Genomic DNA, 18,601 nt, shown 5'->3' with positions numbered 1-18,601 from the left:
GCCGTACCGGCACGTCTCAGCCGGTGGCCTCGGGGGGCGGGGCGACGTCGGCACCGGGGGAGTCGGCGCCCTTCTCGACCGAGCCCGCCCGGGAGGTGACGGCGTGGCCGCCGAACTGGTTGCGCAGGGCCGCGACGACCTTCATGGCCGGCGAGTCGTCCTGACGGGAGGCGAACCTGGCGTACAGGGCGGCGGTGATCACCGGCAGCGGGACGGCCAGGTCGACGGCCGCCTTGACCGTCCAGCGGCCCTCGCCGGAGTCCTGGGCGTAGCCCTCCAGGCGCTCCAGGTCGGGGTCCTCCTCCAGCGCCCGGACCATCAGGTCGAGCAGCCAGGAGCGGATGACCGTGCCCTGGCGCCAGCTCTTGAACGCGCCGGGCACGTCCTTGACGATGTCGGAGGCCTCCAGCAGCTCCCAGCCCTCGGCGAAGGCCTGCATCATGCCGTACTCGATGCCGTTGTGGACCATCTTGGCGAAGTGGCCGGCGCCGATGCTGCCGGCGTGCACGAAGCCGTCCTCGCCCTCGGGCTTGAGGGTCTGGAAGATCGGCGTCACCCGCTCGACGTCGGCCGGCTCGCCGCCGACCATGAGCGCGTAGCCGTTCTCCAGTCCCCACACGCCGCCGCTCACGCCGCAGTCGACGAAGCCGATGCCCTTGGCGCTCAGCGCGGCGCCGTGCTTCTGGTCGTCCACGTAGTGCGAGTTGCCGCCGTCGACGATCAGGTCGCCGGACGACAGCACGCCGGCGAGCGCCTCGATCGTGGCCCTGGTCGGCTCGCCGGAGGGCACCATGACCCACACCGCCCGCGGCGCCTGGAGCCGTTCGACGAGCTCTTCCAGGCTGGAGACGTCACTGACCGCGGGATCGCGGTCGTACCCGACGACGTCGTGACCGCCGCGGCGCAACCGCTCGGCCATCTTGCCGCCCATCTTGCCCAGTCCGACCATGCCGATCTGCATACGAGCACCCCCTTCAGGGTCTTCGGTCATCCACCTATGCCAGACGCGCCCGCGCGAGCCTCACCAGCTCGGTGTTCCCGTCCACCGGGTCCCCCTGCGGACCGTGGAGGACGTCCTCCAGGCCGATGCGCGTGGCCAGTCCAAGCTGCCCCGCCTCGTCCAGGAGAATCCAGGTCGGCTCCTCCTCTCCGTGCAGGAGCCGCGGACCGGGGACGCCGAGCTCGTCGAGGCGGTCCAGGACGGCGTGCGCCCGCGCCAGGGCGGTGCCGGCCTGTCCGCCGATGATCTCGACGAGCACCCGCGCGCACTCGAGCCCGGTGGCGGCGAGCGCCTCGGCGCCCTCCGGCGTCCACACCCCGGCCTCCACCTCGACCCCGAGCCGCCGCAGATCCTTCCACAGGTCGGCGAAGCCGGGTTCGGCGAGGTTGACCGAGGCGAAGTCGGGCAGGCCGGAGGCGTCGAGCGCCTCCCAACCCCGGATCGCGGCCCGGCGGGCGCCGGCGTCCCCGCCGGTCATCCACAGGCCGGTGCTCACCCCGACCGGGAGACCCGGGCAGGCCGCGCGGACGGCGCGGACCGCCGCGCCGATGTGCGAGGCGCTGAGCGACTCGCTGCCCGCCTCGTCGCGGGGATGGATGTGCACGGCGTCCGCACCCGCCCCACGCGCCTCACGGGCCGCCTCAGCGAGCTGCAGGGGGGTCACGGGGAGGGCGGGGTGCTCGTCGGGCCTCCTGGCGCCGTTCAGGCACGCCTTGAGCCATGTCGGCGCCGCGGCGGAACGTTCCCCGCGGCCCGGGGACGCCTCCGGCCCCTCGCGGTCGCCGCCGGTGGGGCGGCCGGGACGATCGGGGTCGGGCGCGGGGGCGTCCGCCATCAGCTGGACAGCCGAATCGGCATGATCAGGTAGCGGTAGTCGGGGACGCCGCCGTCGTCGGCGGGCTTGCCGCCGGTGAGGATGGCGGGCTTGGTGGAGGTGGTCATCTGCAGCCGCGCCACGTCCGAGTCGATCGCGCCCAGCCCCTCCAGCAGGAACTGGTGGTTGAAGGCGATGTTGATGTCGTCGCCCTCGAACTCCACCGGGAGCACCTCGACCGCCTGGGCCTCGTCGCCGCTGCCGGCCTCCAGGACGACCTCGTCGCCGCGGAAGGCCAGCCGCACCGGGGTGTTGCGCTCGGCGACCAGGGCCACCCGCTTGACCGCCTCGACGAAGGCGGCCGTGGGGATCTGCGCGCGGGCCGAGAACTCGGTGGGCAGCAGCGAGCGGTACTTGGGGAACTCGGGGTCGAGCAGCCGGGTGGTGGTACGGCGTCCCGCGCTGGAGAAGCCGATCATGCCCTCACCGGTGCCGCCGGCCGAGCTCAGCGCGATCTCGACCTCGGCGCCGGTGCCGCCCAGGGCCTTGGCCGTGTCGGCGAGCGTCCTGCCCGGGATCATCGCGATCGCCGAGAAGTCGGGCTGGCCCGGCTGCCACTTCAGCTCCCGCACCGCCAGGCGGTAGCGGTCGGTCGCGGCGAGCGTGACCGTGTCGCCCTCGATCTCCACCCGCACGCCGGTGAGCATCGGCAGGGTGTCGTCCTTGCCCGCGGCCACCGCCACCTGGCCGACGGCCGAGGCGAAGACGTCGCTGCCCACCCGGCCCGCGGCCGGGGGCATCGTCGGCAGCGAGGGGTAGTCCTCCACGGGCATGGTCAGCAGGGTGAACCTGGCGCTTCCACAGGTGACCACCGCCTTGGCGCCCTCCACCACGACGTCCACAGGCTGTGCGGGAAGCGCCCTGGTGATCTCGGCCAGCAGCCTGCCGGAGACGAGCACCACGCCCGGTTCCCCGGTCTGCAGCTCGAGCGTCACCTGAGCGGAGACCTCGTAGTCGAAACCGGAGAGCTTGAGCTGGCCGGTCTCGGTGACCTCGAGACGCATGCCGGCGAGCACCGGCACGGAGGGGCGTGCCGGCAGGCTGCGCGCGGTCCACGCCACCGCCTCGGCGAGCACGTCGCGATCGACCCGGAACATCACGTGGATCCGCCTCCTGTGTGTCGAGCTGTGCATCGGGCGTCGTGCGCCCGGCGCTGGGGTTCGTCTGGGTTCTCGGTGCCTGGGGTTCGAGTGTTCACTGTCGCGCACCTGAGCTCTCCCGGAACCCTCTTATGGCTCTTGGGTTTCCTAGTTAGAGATACAAGTGGCCATCGTAATAGGGGGTGTGGATACTGTGGAAAGCCGTTGTTTCCGCAGGTCAAGTGCTGTTTTTTCATCCACCGGGGCTGTGGGCGGTCACTGTGGACAACTCTTGGGCCTGGGGAGAACCGCGCGGTACACACAGGCCGTCCCCAGATCCGGGGGTCTTCGTCCCCAAGTTGTCCACGAGGTTTCCCCAGGTTATCCACCGGGTAAGAGACCCTTTTGTCCCTGTGGAAAACTCTCTTCACAGGGCGTCCCCAGGTTATCCACGAGTTGTCCCCAGGTTGTCCCCATGTTCTCCCCAGAGTCGTCCACAGGTGCCGAACGCGGTTCGGACCGGCGTCTTCGCAGATGATCATGGTTGACGGTCCCGGAGACTCCCCCGCACCCGCGAATCGTTGATCCACAAGGTTTTCCACAGGCTGTGCATCACGCCCGGGACGATCTCACCCATTACGCGACTGCTGCTTGATCCTCGTGGTGAGTTCGTTGACCTGGTTGTAGATCGAGCGTCGCTCGGCCATGAGGGAACGGATCTTCCGGTCGGCGTGCATGACCGTGGTGTGGTCCCGGCCGCCGAACTGCTGGCCGATCTTCGGAAGCGACATGTCGGTCAACTCCCGGCACAGGTACATCGCGATCTGGCGGGCGGTCACCAGCACCCGCGAGCGCGACCCGCCGCACAGGTCGTCGATGGACAGCCCGAAGTAGGCCGCGGTCGACGCCATGATCGTGGCGACCGTGATCTCCGAACCGGCGTCCTCGGTGATCAGGTCCTTCAGCACCACCTCGGTGAGCTGCAGGTCCACCGACTGCCGGTTCAGGCTCGCGAACGCGGTCACCCTGATCAGGGCGCCCTCCAGCTCGCGGATGTTGGTGGAGATGCGGCTGGCGATGTACTCCAGCACCTCCGGCGGCGCGGCCAGGCCCTCCTGGATCGCCTTCTTGCGCAGGATCGCGATCCGGGTCTCCAGCTCGGGCGGCTGGACGTCGGTGATCAGGCCCCACTCGAACCGGTTGCGCAGCCGGTCCTCCAGTGTGACCAGCTGTTTCGGCGCCCGGTCGCTGGAGATGACGATCTGCTTGTTGGAGTTGTGCAGCGTGTTGAAGGTGTGGAAGAACTCCTCCTGCGTCTGCTCCTTGCCCTCCAGGAACTGGATGTCGTCCACCAGCAGGATGTCCACGGCCCGGTAGCGACCCCGGAAGTTGTCGGCCTTGTGGTCGCGGATGGAGTTGATGAAGTCGTTGGTGAACTCCTCCGAACTCACGTACCGCACCCGCGCGCCGTCGTAGAGGCTCTGCGCGTAGTGGCCGATCGCGTGCAGCAGGTGGGTCTTGCCCAGCCCCGAGTCGCCGTAGATGAACAGGGGGTTGTACGCCTTGGCCGGCGCCTCGGCCACCGCGACCGCCGCGGCGTGCGCGAACCGGTTGCTGGAGCCGATCACGAAGGTGTCGAAGGTGTACTTGGGGTTCAGCCGGGCCGGCTCCCCCTGCGTGCGGCTCCCCCGGCCGTCCCACCTGTTCTGCACGGTGCCCGCGCCGCCGGACCCGCCCACCCCGCCCGCGCCGCCCGCCCCGGGCGGCGCCGCGGCGGGTGAGCCCCGGTCGAAGGAGTCGGGCTCGGACCGCGCCTGGGACGGCTGCGAGGGGTAGCCGCCGCGGGCGTAGCCCGGTCTCTGCTCCCCCTGCGAGGGCTGGGAGGCGTCCGCGGGCAGGTAGGGCGCGGAGGAGTCCTCGCCCTGCTGCTGGTACGGGTAGGAGAACGGCTGGTGCTGTGGATAGTCGGTGGACGACGGATTACCGGGGGCACCCCCCGGATAGGGGTGCTGGGGGCCGGAACCCCCGTGGTGCTGGGGCGACGGAGGCTGTGCATAACCCTGCTGGTTCCCGCCGGCCTGGGGATAACCCTGCTGCGGAGCCTGGGGATAAGGGTCCTGGCGGGAGGCCAGACCCGGCTCGGGACCGGCCGCGCTGGGGTCGACCATGACCGCCACCCGCATCGGCCGGCCGTACTCCTGGGAGAGCGCGTGGCTGATCAGGGGACGAAGCTTGTTCTCCAGGACATCCCTGGCGAAATCGGTCGGCGCGGCGAGCACCACGGTGTCGTTCATGAGGCCGAAGGGGCGGGTCATGTTGAGCCAGACCCGCTGCTGGGAGGGGACGTTCTCGTTGAGGGAGTTCTCCAGCGCCCGCGCCCAGACCGCGCTGAGGTCCGTTCCGTCCATGGTCCGGCTCCTCTCCTCCCGACGCGGCCCCGCCGGCACACGCGATCCGTTTATCCACATCGATGGCCGCCGGGCGGACCGGATCTCGGCGTCGTCCACACGTCGGCGTCCCCGCGGACCCCCGTGCGCCCCGGCGGGCGCCGCTGGAAATCCACATCGAATCCACAGGTTGTGCACAGTCTCGTACCTGCGGTCCAACGCATCCTTGCAGTGGAGAGAAGGTCTGGAAGGGACGACAGTAGCCGCGTCCACAGCTGTGTACAAGACGTTGTCCACAGCCTAGGGCAGTACGGGTGGGACGATGCGCACATCCTGTGGACGGCGGGGCGCCGGTGGATAACGTGCCTGTGGAAACGTGGATAACCTGTTCTCCACGTGTTCCCGGAAGCTCTCCGGTTTGACCTGGGACGCGCCCGACCCGTAACGTACGACGGTCGGCTTGCCACGCGGCGGCTATTTCGCATGCCCCGCACCCGGCAGGCCAGCCACTGTCGAGCGTCCCCATGTGCTGGGGATGCGTCTTGAGCCTGGAGCCCACTCGTGAGCAAGCGTACTTTCCAGCCGAACAACCGCCGTCGTGCGAAGACCCACGGCTTCCGGCTCCGCATGCGCACCCGCGCCGGCCGCGCCATCCTCGCCGCCCGTCGCCGTAAGGGCCGCGCCGAGATCACCGTCTGACGTCACGGGCGCCCCGGGGCCCCCGGGCCCGGAGGCTTAACCCCCGTCGCCCGCCGGCATCACCGCCGGCGGGCGACGGGCGCTACCGCCCAGGATCCACAAGGTCTTCGGTGTTGCCGCCCGCGTCCCGCATGCGCCGGGGCGACGAGTTCGCCGGCGCGATCAAGAAGGGGAGCCGAGCAGGCCGCCCCACGTTGGTCGCGCATTTCGGCATGCGCTCAGGCGACGACGCTCCCCCCCTGGTCGGATTCGTGGTGAGCCGTGCCGTTGGGGATGCGGTCACCAGAAACAGGGTCAAACGTCGGCTGAGACACCTCATGCGAGACCGTCTCGGACGGCTTCCGCGAGGTAGCCTGCTGGTTGTACGCGCCAACCCACCGGCCGCGTCCGCGCGGAGCGAGCGCCTAGCCGCCGAACTCGATGCCGCGCTGGATCGTTTACTCAGGCGGCTAGAGCCTCGCGGGGCTCGCACGGATGGGCGATGATGACGGCGCAGCAGACCGCTGGAATTTCTCCGGCTGCCAGGATCCTGATGGCTCCGATCCGGTTCTACCGGTCGTTCGTGAGCCCTCTGCTGGGTCCCCGCTGCCGCTTCCACCCCTCATGCAGCGCCTACGGCCTCGAGGCCGTGGCCGTTCACGGCGCGCTTCGCGGCACATGGTTGACGATCCGGAGAATCGGGCGTTGCCACCCATTCCATCCCGGAGGCTTTGACCCGGTGCCCCCACGCCCGGGCCGGTCCGACGAAACGCAAGGGAGCTAGCTCGGTGGAGCTGTCCTGGCTGAACTGGCTGTACACGGCCGTCGCCCAAGTAATCACCTGGATTCACCAGGGCTACAGCACCTTCATCCCGAAGGACAACGGGCTCAACTGGGCGCTGACCATCATCACGCTCACCGTGCTGATGCGGCTGTTGATCTTCCCGCTCTTCCTCAAGCAGATGAACTCCTCGAAGAAGATGCAGGAGCTGGCGCCCAAGGTCCAGGAGATCCGCAAGCGCTACAAGAACGACAAGCAGCGGATGAACCAGGAGGTCATGGCGCTCTACCAGGGGCAGGGCGCCAACCCGCTGGGGGGCTGCCTGCCGATCCTGGCGCAGTTCCCGATCTTCATCTCGATGTTCACCGTGCTCCAGGCCATGGCCGCCGGGCAGGTCAAGTTCGGCATGACGCAGGAACTGGTGAACGACGCGCGGGCCGCGCACATCTTCGGCGCCCCCGTCCCCGCGACGTTCTTCACGAGCTCGGCCGACATCGTCAAGCTGAGCGCCGACCCGATCATCACGAAGGTCGTGCTCGCGATCTTCGTGGCGGTCAGCTCGCTGACCACCTTCCTCACCGTCCGGCAGAGCGTGACCCGCTCGATCGCGCAGATGCCGGACAACCCGATGGCGCAGCAGCAGAAGATCCTGATGTACATCTCGCCGCTGTTCGCGATCTTCTCGCTGAACTTCCCCCTCGGGCTGATCCTGTACTGGGTGACGACGAACGTCTGGACCCTCGGCCAGCAGCACTGGTTCTACAGCCGTAACCCCGCCCCGGTGACCGACGCCAAGGGCAACGTCACGATCCCCGACCCCAAGCCGGGACTGCTGAGCAAGGTCAAAAAGCCGGCCCCCGAGCCCGAGGCGCCGCCCGTGCCGGAGACGAAGGTCATCCGCCAGCAGCCCACCCGCCAGCCCCGCAGCAAGCGGACCGGCAGCAAGAAGTCCTGACGTCCCATCCCGACAGCACGAAGGAGTGGCCGGACGTGACCGAGGCCGAGGCCGAGAAGGAGCCCGCGAAGGCGGCTCCCGATCTCGCCGCCCTGGAGCAGGAAGGCGAGATCGCGGCGGACTACGTCGAGGGTCTGCTCGACATCGCCGACATAGATGGTGATATCGACATGGATGTCGAAGGTGACCGCGCCGTGGTGTCGGTCGTGGACATCAAGGGCGGCGACCTGGTCGGTCCCAACGGGGAGATCCTGGAGGCCATCCAGGAGCTGACCCGGCTGGCCGTGCACCGCCAGACCGGCGAGCGGTCACGCCTCATGCTCGACATCGGCGGCTACCGCGACCGCCGCCGGAGCGAGCTGAGCGAGCTCGGCACCAAGATCGCGGCGGACGTCAAGCGGGACGGCGAGCCCAAGTCGCTGCAGCCGATGACGCCTTTCGAGCGGAAGATCGTGCACGACGCCGTCGCGGCGGCGGGCCTGCGGAGCGAGTCCGAGGGCGAGGAGCCCCGCCGTTTCGTGGTCGTCCTGCCCGCGTGACGATCCTGCCCGCCTGACGGTGCCGTCCGCGTGCGGTCCGTCCGCGTGCGGTCCGTCCGCGTGACGGTCGCGCCGGTGAGCCACGAGCCGCCGTCCCCGGTTCTTCCGGGGACGGCGGTTTTTCGTTGTCCCGGGCCGTCGTCCTCCCCCTGCTCGGGTCCCGGCCGGACACTTCCGGACGGGCACTCGTACGCGCGGCTTGTACGACGACGCCGAGGCGGGCCGTTAGCCTTGAGACCGGCCTGACCCCGACATTTCCAAGGGAAGAGTGAACGTCGAGTGAGTGACCACATCCCCGAGCCGCCCGAGGTCGCGCGCGAGGTCTTCACCGGTGACGCCTGGGGCAAGGCGGAGGCGTTCGCGAAGCTGCTGGCCGGTCCCGGCGTGGTGCGCGGACTGCTCGGCCCGCGGGAGGTGCCGCGCCTGTGGGATCGCCACCTGCTCAACTGCGCGGTGGTCGCCGAGGTCGTACGACCGGGGGTGAGCCTGGTCGACATCGGTTCGGGCGCCGGCCTGCCGGGCCTGGTCCTGGCGATCGTCCGGCCCGACATCACCGTCACCCTGCTGGAGCCGCTCCTTCGCCGGACGGTCTTCCTGGAGGAGTGCATGACGTCGCTGAAGCTCGGCAACGTCGAGGTGCTGCGCGGCCGCGCCGAGGAGTTCGCCGGGAAGCGCGAATTCGACGTCGCCTCGGCCCGCGCGGTGGCGCCGCTGGGGCGTCTGCTGAAATGGTCGTTACCGCTGTTGCGCGAGGGAGGCGAGTTGCTGGCCATGAAGGGCGAGCGTGCCACCGAGGAACTCGCGGACGCCGAGGAGCAATTGCGGGCGAGTGGGGTGCAAACCGCCGAGCTCGCATCGGTCGGGCACGGTAAGGTCGAGCCGCCCGCAACTCTCATCCGGGTGGTCGCCGGTCGGGCTCCCCAGGGAGCGCGGAAGGCCTCTGGCCGGAAGGATCGCGCCTCGCGGGGCAAGCGCGAGGCCAGTGGATGAACCGAGCAAAGCGAGTACGAGGCCAGTGAACGACCGTACACGTGCGATCGCCAGCGCGACCGGCGGTCTCGGCTGGCCGGAGCACTCCCCGGCTCCGCCACATGGACGCCTTTCCGGTCTCGGCTGGCCGGCACCGGCTCCCGGTGCCCCAGTCAGGCCGGTTGAAAGGACGACGACCGTGACCCAGACCCCCCTTAACCCCGGCGACTCGCCGCTGGTACGAGAGGCACTCAGTTCAGTGGTTTCACGTGAAACATCGGCCCAGAAGACCGCCGCCGCACCCGGAGCCTCCGCGGGCGTCCGGGACGGGGACTGGCCACGGCCCGCCAAGACGCGGATCTTCACCGTGGCCAACCAGAAGGGCGGGGTCGGCAAGACCACCACCTCGGTCAACCTCGCCGCCGCCCTGTCCATGCACGGCCAGCGGGTCCTCGTGGTCGACCTCGACCCGCAGGGCAACGCCTCCACGGCCCTGGCCGTCGAGCACCGGGGCGACGTCCCGGACATGTACAAGGTCCTCGTGGAGAACCTGCCGCTCGCGGAGGTGGTGAAGGAGGTCCCGGACATGCCGGGCCTCTACTGCGCTCCCGCCACGATCGATCTGGCCGGTGCCGAGATCGAGCTGGTCTCCATGGTGGCCCGCGAGGCCCGCCTGCAGCGCGCGCTGGCCGCGTACGACGCCGTCACGTTCGACTACATCCTCATCGACTGCCCGCCGTCGCTCGGCCTGCTGACCGTCAACGCGCTGATGGCCGCGAACGAGCTGCTGATCCCCATCCAGTGCGAGTACTACGCCCTGGAAGGGCTCGGCCAGCTCCTGCGGAACGTCGATCTGGTACGGGCCCACCTGAACCCGACGCTCGACCTCTCCACCATCCTGATGACCATGTACGACGGGCGTACCCGCCTGGCCTCCCAGGTTGCCGAGGAGGTCCGCTCCCACTTCGGAGCCACCGTGCTGAGCACGTTGATCCCCCGGAGCGTACGGGTCTCCGAGGCCCCGAGCTACGGGCAGTCCGTGATGACGTACGATCCGGGTTCCAGCGGTGCGATGGCCTACATGGACGCCGCACGAGAGATCGCTTACCGCGCCGTGACCGTATGAGCACCGGGAGCATCGCGGTCGTGGCCGCGGACATGTCAGTCTGGGTGACACCTTGAGCCGCGGGAGGGGCCGTGAGTAAGCAACCGAGAGGGCTGGGCAGGGGACTGGGGGCGCTCATCCCGACCGGTCCCGCCGTCGTCACGGAGACGCCGGCGTCGATGACCGTGACGCTGCCCGCCCCCGAGCCGGTGGTGCCGGAGCAGCCCGGTCCCCGGGCGGTCATGGGCGCCTACTTCATGGAGATCCCGGTCGAGGACATCGTCCCCAACCCCCGCCAGCCCCGGGACGTCTTCGACGAGGACGCCCTGAGGGAACTGGCCACCTCGATCGGCGAGGTCGGCCTGCTGCAGCCGATCGTGGTGCGCGCGACCGGTGAGGGAAAGTACGAGCTGGTCATGGGCGAGCGTCGCTGGCGCGCCTCCAAGCTCGCCGGGCTGTCGGAGATCCCCGCGATCGTCCGGAGCACCCAGGAGGACAAGCTCCTGCTCGACGCCCTGATCGAGAACCTTCAGCGCGAGCAGCTCAACGCGCTGGAGGAGGCGGCGGCGTACCGGCAGCTGCTCGACGACTTCGGCGCGACCCACGAGCAGCTCGCCACCCGTATCGGCCGTTCCCGATCGCACGTGACCAACACGATCCGCCTGCTGAACCTGCCGGCCACGGTACAGCGCAGCGTCGCGGCGGGAACGATCAGCGCCGGGCACGCGAGGGCCCTGCTCCGGCTGGAGGATCCCGCCGCCCAGGAGCACCTCGCCCGCCGGATCGTGGCGGAGCTGCTCTCGGTCCGCGCGGTCGAGGAGATCGTCGCGGTCGGCGACGCCAAGGCCGCGTCGGCACCGGCCCCGCGCGCCCCCCGGGCGAAGCCCGCCGAGGAGCCCGCCCTGCGGCACCTGGCCGACCGCCTCTCCGACCGCTTCGAGACCCGGGTGAAGGTCGACTTCGGCCGGCGCAAGGGGCGCATCGTGGTGGAGTTCGCGACCATCGACGATCTGGAGCGCATCATCGGCACGATGGCCCCGGGGTCGCTGCAGCCGACGGAGGGGTGACCCGCGCTCGTGGTCCGGCCCGATCGCGGGCCGGACTCCGGCCTGAAGGGGGTCCTGGCCGATTGCCCGACCGGCGGGAGGCGAGTCCGGGCCGACCGGTCCGATCACCGGAGGCGAGACATGGCCACGCGCCGGTAACCGGAGGCGAGGCATGGCCACGCGCCGGTCACCGGAGGCGGATCCTGGCCGATTGTCCGGTCGGAGGGAGGCGGGTCCTGGCCGACCGCTCGACCACCCGGAGGTGAGGGCCGGCCACTCGGCAGGTCGTCCGTGATCGCTCCCGTTCGGCCGCTTCGGAGTCCCTTCGCCGGCACCCTTGAGGGCTTGCTCCCGTCGGAGGGTTCGCTCCCGGAAGCCCTTGCCTTTCAGGCTTCAACTCCCATGGTTCCTTCGGACTCCTCTCAGGCGCGGCCTTCGGTAGACCGTGATCGCGCACCGGTCGGCCGTTTCGGAGTCCTTGCGTCGAAGACGTTCGAGGGTCCGCTCTCATTCGAGGTCCCCCCGGAAGTTCTTGCCTTCCAGGCTCCGTCCTCACGGCTCTGCTTCGGACCCTTCTCAGGGCGGCCTCTGATGATCCGCGATTCTGAGATCTTCCCCTGGGTCGCGCCTTGCCGGAACGGTCGGCATCGGGTTCTGCCCGAAGTTCTTGTTCCGGGGCCAGACCATCTCCCGGCCGCCCCGCCCAGGGAACGCCCGTCGTTGTTTCACGTGAAACAACGACGGGTCGGCTGAGGACTCGGTCTTCTTCTGGAGCGTCGTCCCCAGCGCTCACAGCGGCCAGAGACGCCGGCCCTTTGATCGGGCCTGTCGTTTCCCTGTAGAGGGCCAGCCTTCTGGTCCCGGAGCCCGGTGGACGCCTCCGTAAGCGACGAGTGATGCTTTCCTCTGTCCGGGAGGCCGGACCCGGTCCACCCGCGCGGTTGGACGGCCATGTTTCACGTGAAACATGGCCGGAGGGAGCCGTGGTGCGAGATGGATCGACAGAAAGGGCGCCTCCTAAGAGGCGGAGCGACAGGCGTGAAGCCGGTAGGTCAAGCTGACCTGGGTCTCCCCTCGGTCCCGACTCGGATCTCTCGTCGGTCTCCCCGGGGCTCCACCCGTAGAAGGGCTCGCCTCGGGATTCAGCGGGGAGAAGGCTGCCGTTCTCCTGCCGCCCGGAGGAGAGGCGGGAGACGTGGGGGACATCGTCTTGCTCTCCTCGGACGAAGAAGCCGGGCTTCCTTAAGGATCAGCCGGACGGAGGACATGCTCGCCGGAACGGAGACAGGCATCCTGGCGTGCGAGGCTGGACGCCGTACTCCCCTTCGGAAACGAACATGGCCCGCACGGTGGCGGGCCATGTTTCACGTGAAACAGCGACGACTTGAGAACTCGCGGTCTTTGACGGCTCGGCCCTTCGCCTTGAAGACCCGGGACCCCGTGAAGCCTCTAGGACTCCCGAAGACCCAGGACCCCCGAAGACCCAGGACCTTGCGAAGACCAGAACCCTCCGAAGACCCAGGATCTCCCTGATGCCCAGGACCTCGTGAAGACCCGGCACCCCTGAGCCCTGACGGCTCACGAACGAGCGGCTCCCTGGACGGCGAGCCTGATGTCGGCGACGAAGGTGTCGATGTGCTCGGGGGTGGTGTCGAAGGCGGTCACCCAGCGGACCACGTTCTCGGCGGCGTCCCAGACGTGGAAGAGGTAGCGCTGCATCAGCTCCGCGATGACCTTCTCCGGGAGGATCGGGAAGACGGCGTTGGACTGCACGGGGTAGCGGAGCGAGACGCCGGGAAGATCCGCGATCCCCTCGGCCAGCCGGTGGGCCATGGCGTTGGCGTGAGCGGCGTTGTCGCGCCAGAGCTCGTCGGTGAGGAGAGCGGTCAGCTGGACGGAGACGAAACGCATCTTGGAGGCCAGCTGCATGCCCTGCTTGCGGAGGAACGGCGCCGAGGCGTCCAGCTCCGGCCGGAGGATCACGAGCGCCTCGGCTCCCATGGCGCCGTTCTTGGTGCCCCCGAAGCTGAGGAGGTCCACGCCCACGTCCGCGGTGAGGGAGCGGAGCGAGCAGCCCAGCTCCGCCGCCGCATTGGCCAGTCTGGCGCCGTCCATGTGAAGGAAGAGGCCGTGCCCGTGCGCGAACTCGGCGAGCCGCTCGATCTCCTCCGGGGTGTAGCAGGTGCCGCACTCGGTCACCTGTGAGATGGAGATGACGCGGGGCTGGGAGTGCTGGGTGTTGCCCACCGCCGCCAGTTCGCCCCGGAGGTCATCGGGGGAGATCTTGCCGTCCGTCGTGGGGACGGGGATCAGCTTGCAGCCCAGCACACGCTCGGGGGCGCCGCCCTCGTTGGTGTTGATGTGGGCGGTGGCGGGGCAGAGCACCGCGTCGTACGGGCGGAGGGCGAGCCCGAGGCCCACGACGTTGGCACCGGTGCCGTTGAACATCGGGTAGGTGGTCGCCTGAGGGCCGAACGCGCCGCGGAAGGCCTCTTCCATCGCGCCGGTCCAGGGGTCCCCGCCGTACGCGGGAGCGTCCCCGGCGTTCGCGTCGAAGATGGCGGAGAGAACCGCGGGGTGCACGCCCGTGTGGTTGTCGCTGGCGAAGCTCTTGGGGAATGAGGTGGAGGTCTGCACACGGCCAGCGTAGGGGGAGACCGGATCGCCATGCCTCGCGCGTCCAAATGTCACCCCCTACGCCGTGACCGAAGGCCCTGCTTTCCACCCCCGGCCGTCGCCCTCCCCGGCAAGGCCCGGCAAGGCCCAGTAAGGCCCGGCAAGAGCCATGGCCCGGCGAGGCCCGAACCGACCGGAACCCTAGCTGACCGGAGCCCGAATCGATCGGAACCGGAACCGACCGGAAACCGGGCCGGTTCCACGTGACACGACCGGCCGGTTCCACGTGACAGGGTCATCGGCGACCGGCCGAGGGACGGACGGGCAGGGGATCAGGCGCCGCGGGCCGCGGCCTGCTCCAGCAGGACCCGGCAGAGGGTCCCCAGGTCGTCCCCGGCCGCCTCGGCGGCCATGGGCAGCAGGGAGGTCTCGGTCATACCGGGGGCGACGTTGACCTCCAGGAAGTGCGGCAGCCCGTCGGCGTCGACGATCAGGTCGGTGCGGGAGACGTCCCGGAGACCGAGGGCGGTGTGCGCGGTCACGGCCATCTCCGCACAGGCCGCCGACGCCTCGGGCGAGAGGCGGGCCGGAGCGAAGAACTCCGTGTGCCCGGCGGTGTAGCGGGCCGCGTAGTCGTACACCCCCTCGTTGGGGACGATCTCCACCGGGGGCAGGGCCACGGGCCCGTCCCCGAGGTCGACCACGGAGACGGCGACCTCGACCCCCTCGATGCAGCGCTCGATCAGCGCGGTGTCGCCGTACGCGAAGCAGCCCACCATGGCCGCGGGAAGCTCCTCGGCGGAGCGGACGACCGAGGCGCCGAGCGCCGACCCGCCACGGGACGGCTTGACGAAGAGCGGCAGGCCGAGCCGGTCCACGATGCGGGCCAGCACGGCGGAGGCGCCGAGGTCGTGGAAGGTCTCCTTGGGCAGGGTCACCGACGCCGGGGTCCGCAGCCCGACGGAGCGTACGACCGTCTTGGCGGTGGGCTTGTCGTAGGCGACCCGGCAGGCGTCGGGACCGGCGCCCACGTACGGGATGGAGAGGAGTTCCAGCACCGAGCGGATGGCGCCGTCCTCCCCCGCGCCGCCGTGCAGGGTCACGAAGACCGCGTCCGGCGGGTCGGCGAGCACGGCGGGCACCAGCGACGCGTCCGTGTCCCTGGTCTCCACGGAGATGCCCGCCCCCCGGAGCACCTCGCTCACCCGGCGGCCGGAGCGCAGCGAGACCTCCCGCTCGTAGGAGAGGCCGCCCGCCAGGACGAGCACGTGGCCCAGATCACTCATCAGTTACCTCCAGCGTCCAGACCCCGGCCTCGGGCCGGGGAGAAACGCGGCGCGGTGCCGCACGGATCGGTGACGTCTCCGGTGGCGACGACGACCGGACCGTCAGGTGTGAACGGTGGTCCCCCTCGTCACCGGGCCGGCGGCGAGGGGGACCACCGCGCACCGGCGCAGAAGGTCACCGTACGGCACCGGCGGGGAGAGCTCGTGCCGCCGGTGCCCACAGGCGCGAGGCGTCCCCGGCGACCGTCACCGGCACCCGGTGAGGAACGCCCGCCGGGCACGAGGGCGCGGGCGTGCCGCAGGGACCGGCACGACCGCGCGACGCGGAGGCGGACGTGGTCACCGGCGCCAGGAACCACCGGGACGTGGTGACCGGCGCCAGGAACCACCCGGACGTGGTCACCGGCGCCCGGACGAGCACCGGGACATGGTCACCGGCGCCCGGACGAGCATCGGAGGCGGGAACGGACGGGATCGCCCTGACCGCGACGGCGAGCGGGCCCGACCGGCCCCGGGGTCAGGCGAGGTCGGGTGCGGGGGTGTCGACCCCGGCCCGTTCCGGGGACGACCCGGTGCCGAACGTGTCGCGCAGGCGGAGCTCCTGCTCGATCACCCCGGCCAGGCGGCGGACGCCCTCGCGGATGCGGTCCGGCTCCGGATAGCAGTAGGAGAGCCGCATGTGCCGCGCCCCGCTGCCGTCGGAGAAGAACCCGGTCCCCGGCACGAAGGCCACCCGCTCGGCGACGGCCCGGGGCAGGAGGGCCTTGGAGTCCAGCCCCTCCGGCAGGGTCGCCCAGACGAAGAACCCGCCCGCCGGACGGGTCCAGGTGACGCCCGCGGGCATCTGGGCCTCCAGTGAGGAGAGCATGGTGTCGCGTCGCTCGCGGTACAGCTCCCTGAACGTCTTGATCTGCTCGCGCCAGGGCTGCGTGGCCAGGTACTGGCCGACGGCGAGCTGGGTGAAGGAGGAGTGCGACAGCACCGCGGACTCCATCGCCAGCACCAGCTTCTCCCGGATGGCGTGCGGGGCGAGCGCCCAGCCGACCCGGAAGCCCGGGGCCAGCGTCTTGGAGAACGAGCCGAGGTAGACCACGCCGTCGGCGTTGTCGGCGCGCAGCGTCCGCATGGGCTCGCCGTCGAAGCCGAGCATGCCGTACGGGTTGTCCTCGACGATCAGCACGTCGGCCCGCTGGCAGATCTCCAGGACCTGCTGCCGGCGCTCGGCGCTGAGGGTGACCCCGGCGGGGTTCTGGAAGGTGGGGATCGTGTAGAGGAACTTGATCCGGTTGCCGGCGCTCTTCAGCGCGTAGACGGTCTGGGCCAGCGACTCGGGGACGATCCCCTCGGAGTCCATGGCGATGTGGATGACCTTGGCCTGGTAGGCGGCGAAGGTGCCGAGCGCCCCGACGTAGGAGGGCCCCTCGGCGAGCACCACGTCACCCGGGTCGATGAAGATGCGCGTGATCAGATCCAGGGCCTGCTGGGAGCCGACGGTCACCACGACGTCGTCGGAGTTGGCCTCGATGCCCTCCATCCGCATGACGTCGCAGATCTGCTCGCGCAGGTGCGGGTCGCCCTGGCCGGAGCCGTACTGCAGCGCGACCGGGCCGCGCCGGGCGATCAGGTCGGCGACCAGTTCCCCCACGACGTCCAGGGGGAGGGCGGTGACGTAGGGCATTCCGCCGGCGAGCGAGACCACCTCGGGCCTCGACGCGACGGAGAAGAGAGCTCGGATCTCGGAGGCGACCATCCCGGTTGCGCGGGCCGCGTAGCGGTCGACGTAGGAGTCGATGCGCGACCCCTGGGCGGGGGCGATGGCCTGACCGTGATCTTTGTTCTGGGGCACGGTCCACCTCCTAGGTTGTTGGAGCACAAAAGGGCTCATGCTTGAGAAACCAGGTTACGTCAGGGGTTGTAGTCGTCTGCGTGTGGGGACTGGACCTCCTGAAACCAGGACCCGCACTGGGCTACGATGCCAGCTGAGGACGCCGTTTTCGCGCGTTTTTCGCCATGGCTTGCACTCGTCTCGCCAGGATTGGGGCCAACAGGTGTCGCGTCGGCTGGCAAACGTCACCCTCGACAATCTCGACGACCTGCCGCGCCGCTGCCGCCGGTGCGTCTTCTGGGAACTGGATCCGGTCAACGCCGAACGCGCCGTGAAGGCGGGGGACCCCGGGCTGGAGAAGGAGGCCTGGATCTCCTCCACCCTGCTGGAGTGGGGAAGCTGCGGGAAGATCGTCTACGTGGACGGGGTGGCGGCCGGCTTCGTGCTGTACGCGCCGCCGCACTACGTGCCCCGCGCGGTGGCCTTCCCGACCTCGCCGGTCAGCGCGGACGCGGTGCTGCTGATGACCGCGCACATCATCCCGGAGTTCTCCGGCGGCGGCCTGGGCCGGATGCTGGTCCAGGGCGTGGCCAAGGACCTGACCCGGCGCGGCGTACGGGCGATCGAGGCGTTCGGCGACCTGAAGTGGGAGCAGCCGGGCGCGTGCCTGATGCCCGCCGACTACCTGCTGTCCGTGGGGTTCAAGACGGTACGGCCGCATCTGCGCTTCCCGCGCCTGCGGCTGGAGCTCAAGAACGCCGTCTCGTGGCGTGAGGACGTCGAGGTGGCACTGGAGAGGCTGCTGGGGTCCATGAGCCCGGAGAGGGCCCTGCGACCCGTCTGAGAGCCCTCTGGGCCCCGTCCCGGGCCCCGTCCGGGTGCTGAAGGACGCTGCCTCGATCCGCGACGACGTCCGGCCTTGCGCGGGAGGGCTCGGTGGGCCGTGTTCGTCGGGGCCACGAGGGGCCACGAGAGGCCCGGACATGGGAAGGCCCCCCGCGTGGGACGGGGGGCCTTCCTGGGGTGGGTGTGCCGCTCGGAAGCGGGTGATACGGCGGTGGCCGTGGGGAGCCGCCTGCCGCAGGGGGCCTAGATGATGCCCTCGAGCTCGCGAAGCAGCATGGCCTTCGGCTTGGCGCCGATGATCTGCTTCACGACCTCTCCGTTCTTATAGACGTTCAGGGTGGGAATCTGGAGTACGCCGTAATTGCTCGCCGTTGTCGGGTTCTCGTCGACGTTCAGCTTGACGACGGTCAGCTTCTCGGCCTGCTCCCCGGCGATCTCCTCGAGGATCGGCGCGACCTGCCGGCACGGGCCGCACCACTCGGCCCAGAAGTCGACGATGACGGGCTTGTCGCTCTTGAGGACGTCGGCGTCGAAGCTGGCGTCGGTCACGTTCTTGATGCTGCCCAAGGCTCCTGCTCTCCCTTGCTCCCGGTACTACTGCGCTACCTGTAACTA

At 70.0% G+C, this 18,601-nt stretch carries 18 protein-coding genes; 9 read left to right on the top strand and 9 right to left on the bottom strand.

The window, feature by feature from the left end; genetic code table 11:
- Positions 1-16 precede the first annotated feature (16 nt).
- From gnd to dnaA, 4 genes are all read right to left on the bottom strand, one after another.
- Positions 17-961, bottom strand: coding sequence for a phosphogluconate dehydrogenase (NAD(+)-dependent, decarboxylating) (gnd, locus tag ACIBCT_RS19550; protein WP_399190331.1), 945 nt, complete (start codon positions 959-961; stop codon positions 17-19).
- A 34-nt stretch (positions 962-995) separates the two neighbouring features.
- Positions 996-1,835 (bottom strand): 3-keto-5-aminohexanoate cleavage protein, encoded by an 840-nt coding sequence (locus tag ACIBCT_RS19545; protein ID WP_399190329.1) that lies wholly within the window; start codon positions 1,833-1,835, stop codon positions 996-998.
- Positions 1,835-2,974 carry a DNA polymerase III subunit beta gene (dnaN, locus tag ACIBCT_RS19540; RefSeq protein WP_399190630.1) on the bottom strand — a complete coding sequence of 380 codons (1,140 nt, stop codon included), beginning with the start codon at positions 2,972-2,974 and terminating at the stop codon, positions 1,835-1,837. The genes ACIBCT_RS19545 and dnaN overlap by 1 nt, the downstream gene beginning before the upstream one ends.
- 608 nt (positions 2,975-3,582) lie before the next feature.
- Complete coding sequence (gene dnaA, locus ACIBCT_RS19535; RefSeq protein WP_399190327.1) at positions 3,583-5,361, bottom strand: chromosomal replication initiator protein DnaA; 1,779 nt, start codon at positions 5,359-5,361, stop codon at positions 3,583-3,585.
- 540 nt (positions 5,362-5,901) lie between these two features.
- Between dnaA and rpmH the strand changes: the two genes are divergently transcribed.
- The 8 genes from rpmH (at position 5,902) to ACIBCT_RS19495 (ending at position 11,434) form a co-directional block, all read left to right on the top strand.
- Positions 5,902-6,039 carry a 50S ribosomal protein L34 gene (gene rpmH / locus ACIBCT_RS19530; protein ID WP_184543430.1) on the top strand — a complete coding sequence of 46 codons (138 nt, stop codon included), beginning with the start codon at positions 5,902-5,904 and terminating at the stop codon, positions 6,037-6,039.
- 110 nt (positions 6,040-6,149) lie between these two features.
- On the top strand, positions 6,150-6,524 hold the full coding sequence (gene rnpA / locus ACIBCT_RS19525) for a ribonuclease P protein component (protein WP_399190324.1): 375 nt from the start codon (positions 6,150-6,152) through the stop codon (positions 6,522-6,524).
- Positions 6,524-6,802: a membrane protein insertion efficiency factor YidD gene (gene yidD, locus ACIBCT_RS19520; RefSeq protein WP_344893437.1), complete on the top strand. Its 279-nt coding sequence runs from the start codon at positions 6,524-6,526 to the stop codon at positions 6,800-6,802. Before rnpA ends, yidD begins: the two co-directional genes overlap by 1 nt.
- Before the next feature lie 4 nt (positions 6,803-6,806).
- The gene (gene yidC, locus ACIBCT_RS19515) at positions 6,807-7,754 is read left to right on the top strand and encodes a membrane protein insertase YidC (RefSeq protein ID WP_399190322.1); all 948 of its coding nucleotides are present in this window, start codon (positions 6,807-6,809) and stop codon (positions 7,752-7,754) included.
- Between the two features lie 35 nt (positions 7,755-7,789).
- On the top strand, positions 7,790-8,293 hold the full coding sequence (locus tag ACIBCT_RS19510) for a R3H domain-containing nucleic acid-binding protein (RefSeq protein ID WP_344892405.1): 504 nt from the start codon (positions 7,790-7,792) through the stop codon (positions 8,291-8,293).
- A gap of 279 nt (positions 8,294-8,572) precedes the next feature.
- Complete coding sequence (gene rsmG, locus ACIBCT_RS19505) at positions 8,573-9,283, top strand: 16S rRNA (guanine(527)-N(7))-methyltransferase RsmG (RefSeq protein ID WP_399190320.1); 711 nt, start codon at positions 8,573-8,575, stop codon at positions 9,281-9,283.
- 238 nt (positions 9,284-9,521) lie between these two features.
- On the top strand, positions 9,522-10,388 hold the full coding sequence (locus tag ACIBCT_RS19500) for a ParA family protein (protein ID WP_399190318.1): 867 nt from the start codon (positions 9,522-9,524) through the stop codon (positions 10,386-10,388).
- A gap of 71 nt (positions 10,389-10,459) precedes the next feature.
- Entirely contained in the window at positions 10,460-11,434 is a 975-nt protein-coding gene (locus tag ACIBCT_RS19495; RefSeq protein WP_399190315.1) for a ParB/RepB/Spo0J family partition protein, read from the top strand.
- A gap of 1,557 nt (positions 11,435-12,991) precedes the next feature.
- Here the strand turns inward: ACIBCT_RS19495 and ACIBCT_RS19490 are convergent.
- From ACIBCT_RS19490 to ACIBCT_RS19475, 4 genes are all read right to left on the bottom strand, one after another.
- Positions 12,992-14,050 carry a threonine aldolase family protein gene (locus tag ACIBCT_RS19490; protein ID WP_399190313.1) on the bottom strand — a complete coding sequence of 353 codons (1,059 nt, stop codon included), beginning with the start codon at positions 14,048-14,050 and terminating at the stop codon, positions 12,992-12,994.
- 311 nt (positions 14,051-14,361) lie between these two features.
- Complete coding sequence (locus ACIBCT_RS19485; protein ID WP_344892417.1) at positions 14,362-15,315, bottom strand: D-alanine--D-alanine ligase; 954 nt, start codon at positions 15,313-15,315, stop codon at positions 14,362-14,364.
- 175 nt (positions 15,316-15,490) lie between these two features.
- Complete coding sequence (locus ACIBCT_RS19480; protein ID WP_399190310.1) at positions 15,491-15,736, bottom strand: hypothetical protein; 246 nt, start codon at positions 15,734-15,736, stop codon at positions 15,491-15,493.
- Between the two features lie 96 nt (positions 15,737-15,832).
- Positions 15,833-17,065 carry a PLP-dependent aminotransferase family protein gene (locus ACIBCT_RS19475; protein ID WP_399190628.1) on the bottom strand — a complete coding sequence of 411 codons (1,233 nt, stop codon included), beginning with the start codon at positions 17,063-17,065 and terminating at the stop codon, positions 15,833-15,835.
- Between the two features lie 298 nt (positions 17,066-17,363).
- Here ACIBCT_RS19475 and ACIBCT_RS19470 point away from each other — a divergent pair, with 298 nt between their 5' ends.
- Positions 17,364-17,984, top strand: coding sequence for a GNAT family N-acetyltransferase (locus ACIBCT_RS19470; RefSeq protein ID WP_399190308.1), 621 nt, complete (start codon positions 17,364-17,366; stop codon positions 17,982-17,984).
- 245 nt (positions 17,985-18,229) lie between these two features.
- Here ACIBCT_RS19470 and trxA read toward each other — a convergent pair whose 3' ends face one another.
- Positions 18,230-18,553, bottom strand: coding sequence for a thioredoxin (gene trxA, locus ACIBCT_RS19465; protein WP_344892423.1), 324 nt, complete (start codon positions 18,551-18,553; stop codon positions 18,230-18,232).
- Between the last annotated feature and the right edge of the window lie 48 nt (positions 18,554-18,601).

It is taken from the genome of Streptosporangium sp. NPDC050855 (assembly GCF_044456585.1).
Classification (GTDB): Bacteria; Actinomycetota; Actinomycetes; order Streptosporangiales; family Streptosporangiaceae; genus Streptosporangium; species Streptosporangium longisporum.
Note: the sequence above shows the minus strand (reverse complement) of the source record. Positions and strands in the feature narration are given on the sequence as shown.

Bases quoted from the DNA above. Each gene is read 5' to 3' on its own strand.
- gnd (WP_399190331.1), bottom strand. From the start codon at position 961: ATGCAGATCGGCATGGTCGGACTGGGCAAGATGGGCGGCAAGATGGCC.
- ACIBCT_RS19545 (WP_399190329.1), bottom strand. From the start codon at position 1,835: ATGGCGGACGCCCCCGCGCCCGACCCCGATCGTCCCGGCCGCCCCACC.
- dnaA (WP_399190327.1), bottom strand. From the start codon at position 5,361: ATGGACGGAACGGACCTCAGCGCGGTCTGGGCGCGGGCGCTGGAGAAC.
- yidD (WP_344893437.1), top strand. From the start codon at position 6,524: ATGACGGCGCAGCAGACCGCTGGAATTTCTCCGGCTGCCAGGATCCTG.
- ACIBCT_RS19485 (WP_344892417.1), bottom strand. From the start codon at position 15,315: ATGAGTGATCTGGGCCACGTGCTCGTCCTGGCGGGCGGCCTCTCCTAC.
- ACIBCT_RS19475 (WP_399190628.1), bottom strand. From the start codon at position 17,065: ATGGTCGCCTCCGAGATCCGAGCTCTCTTCTCCGTCGCGTCGAGGCCC.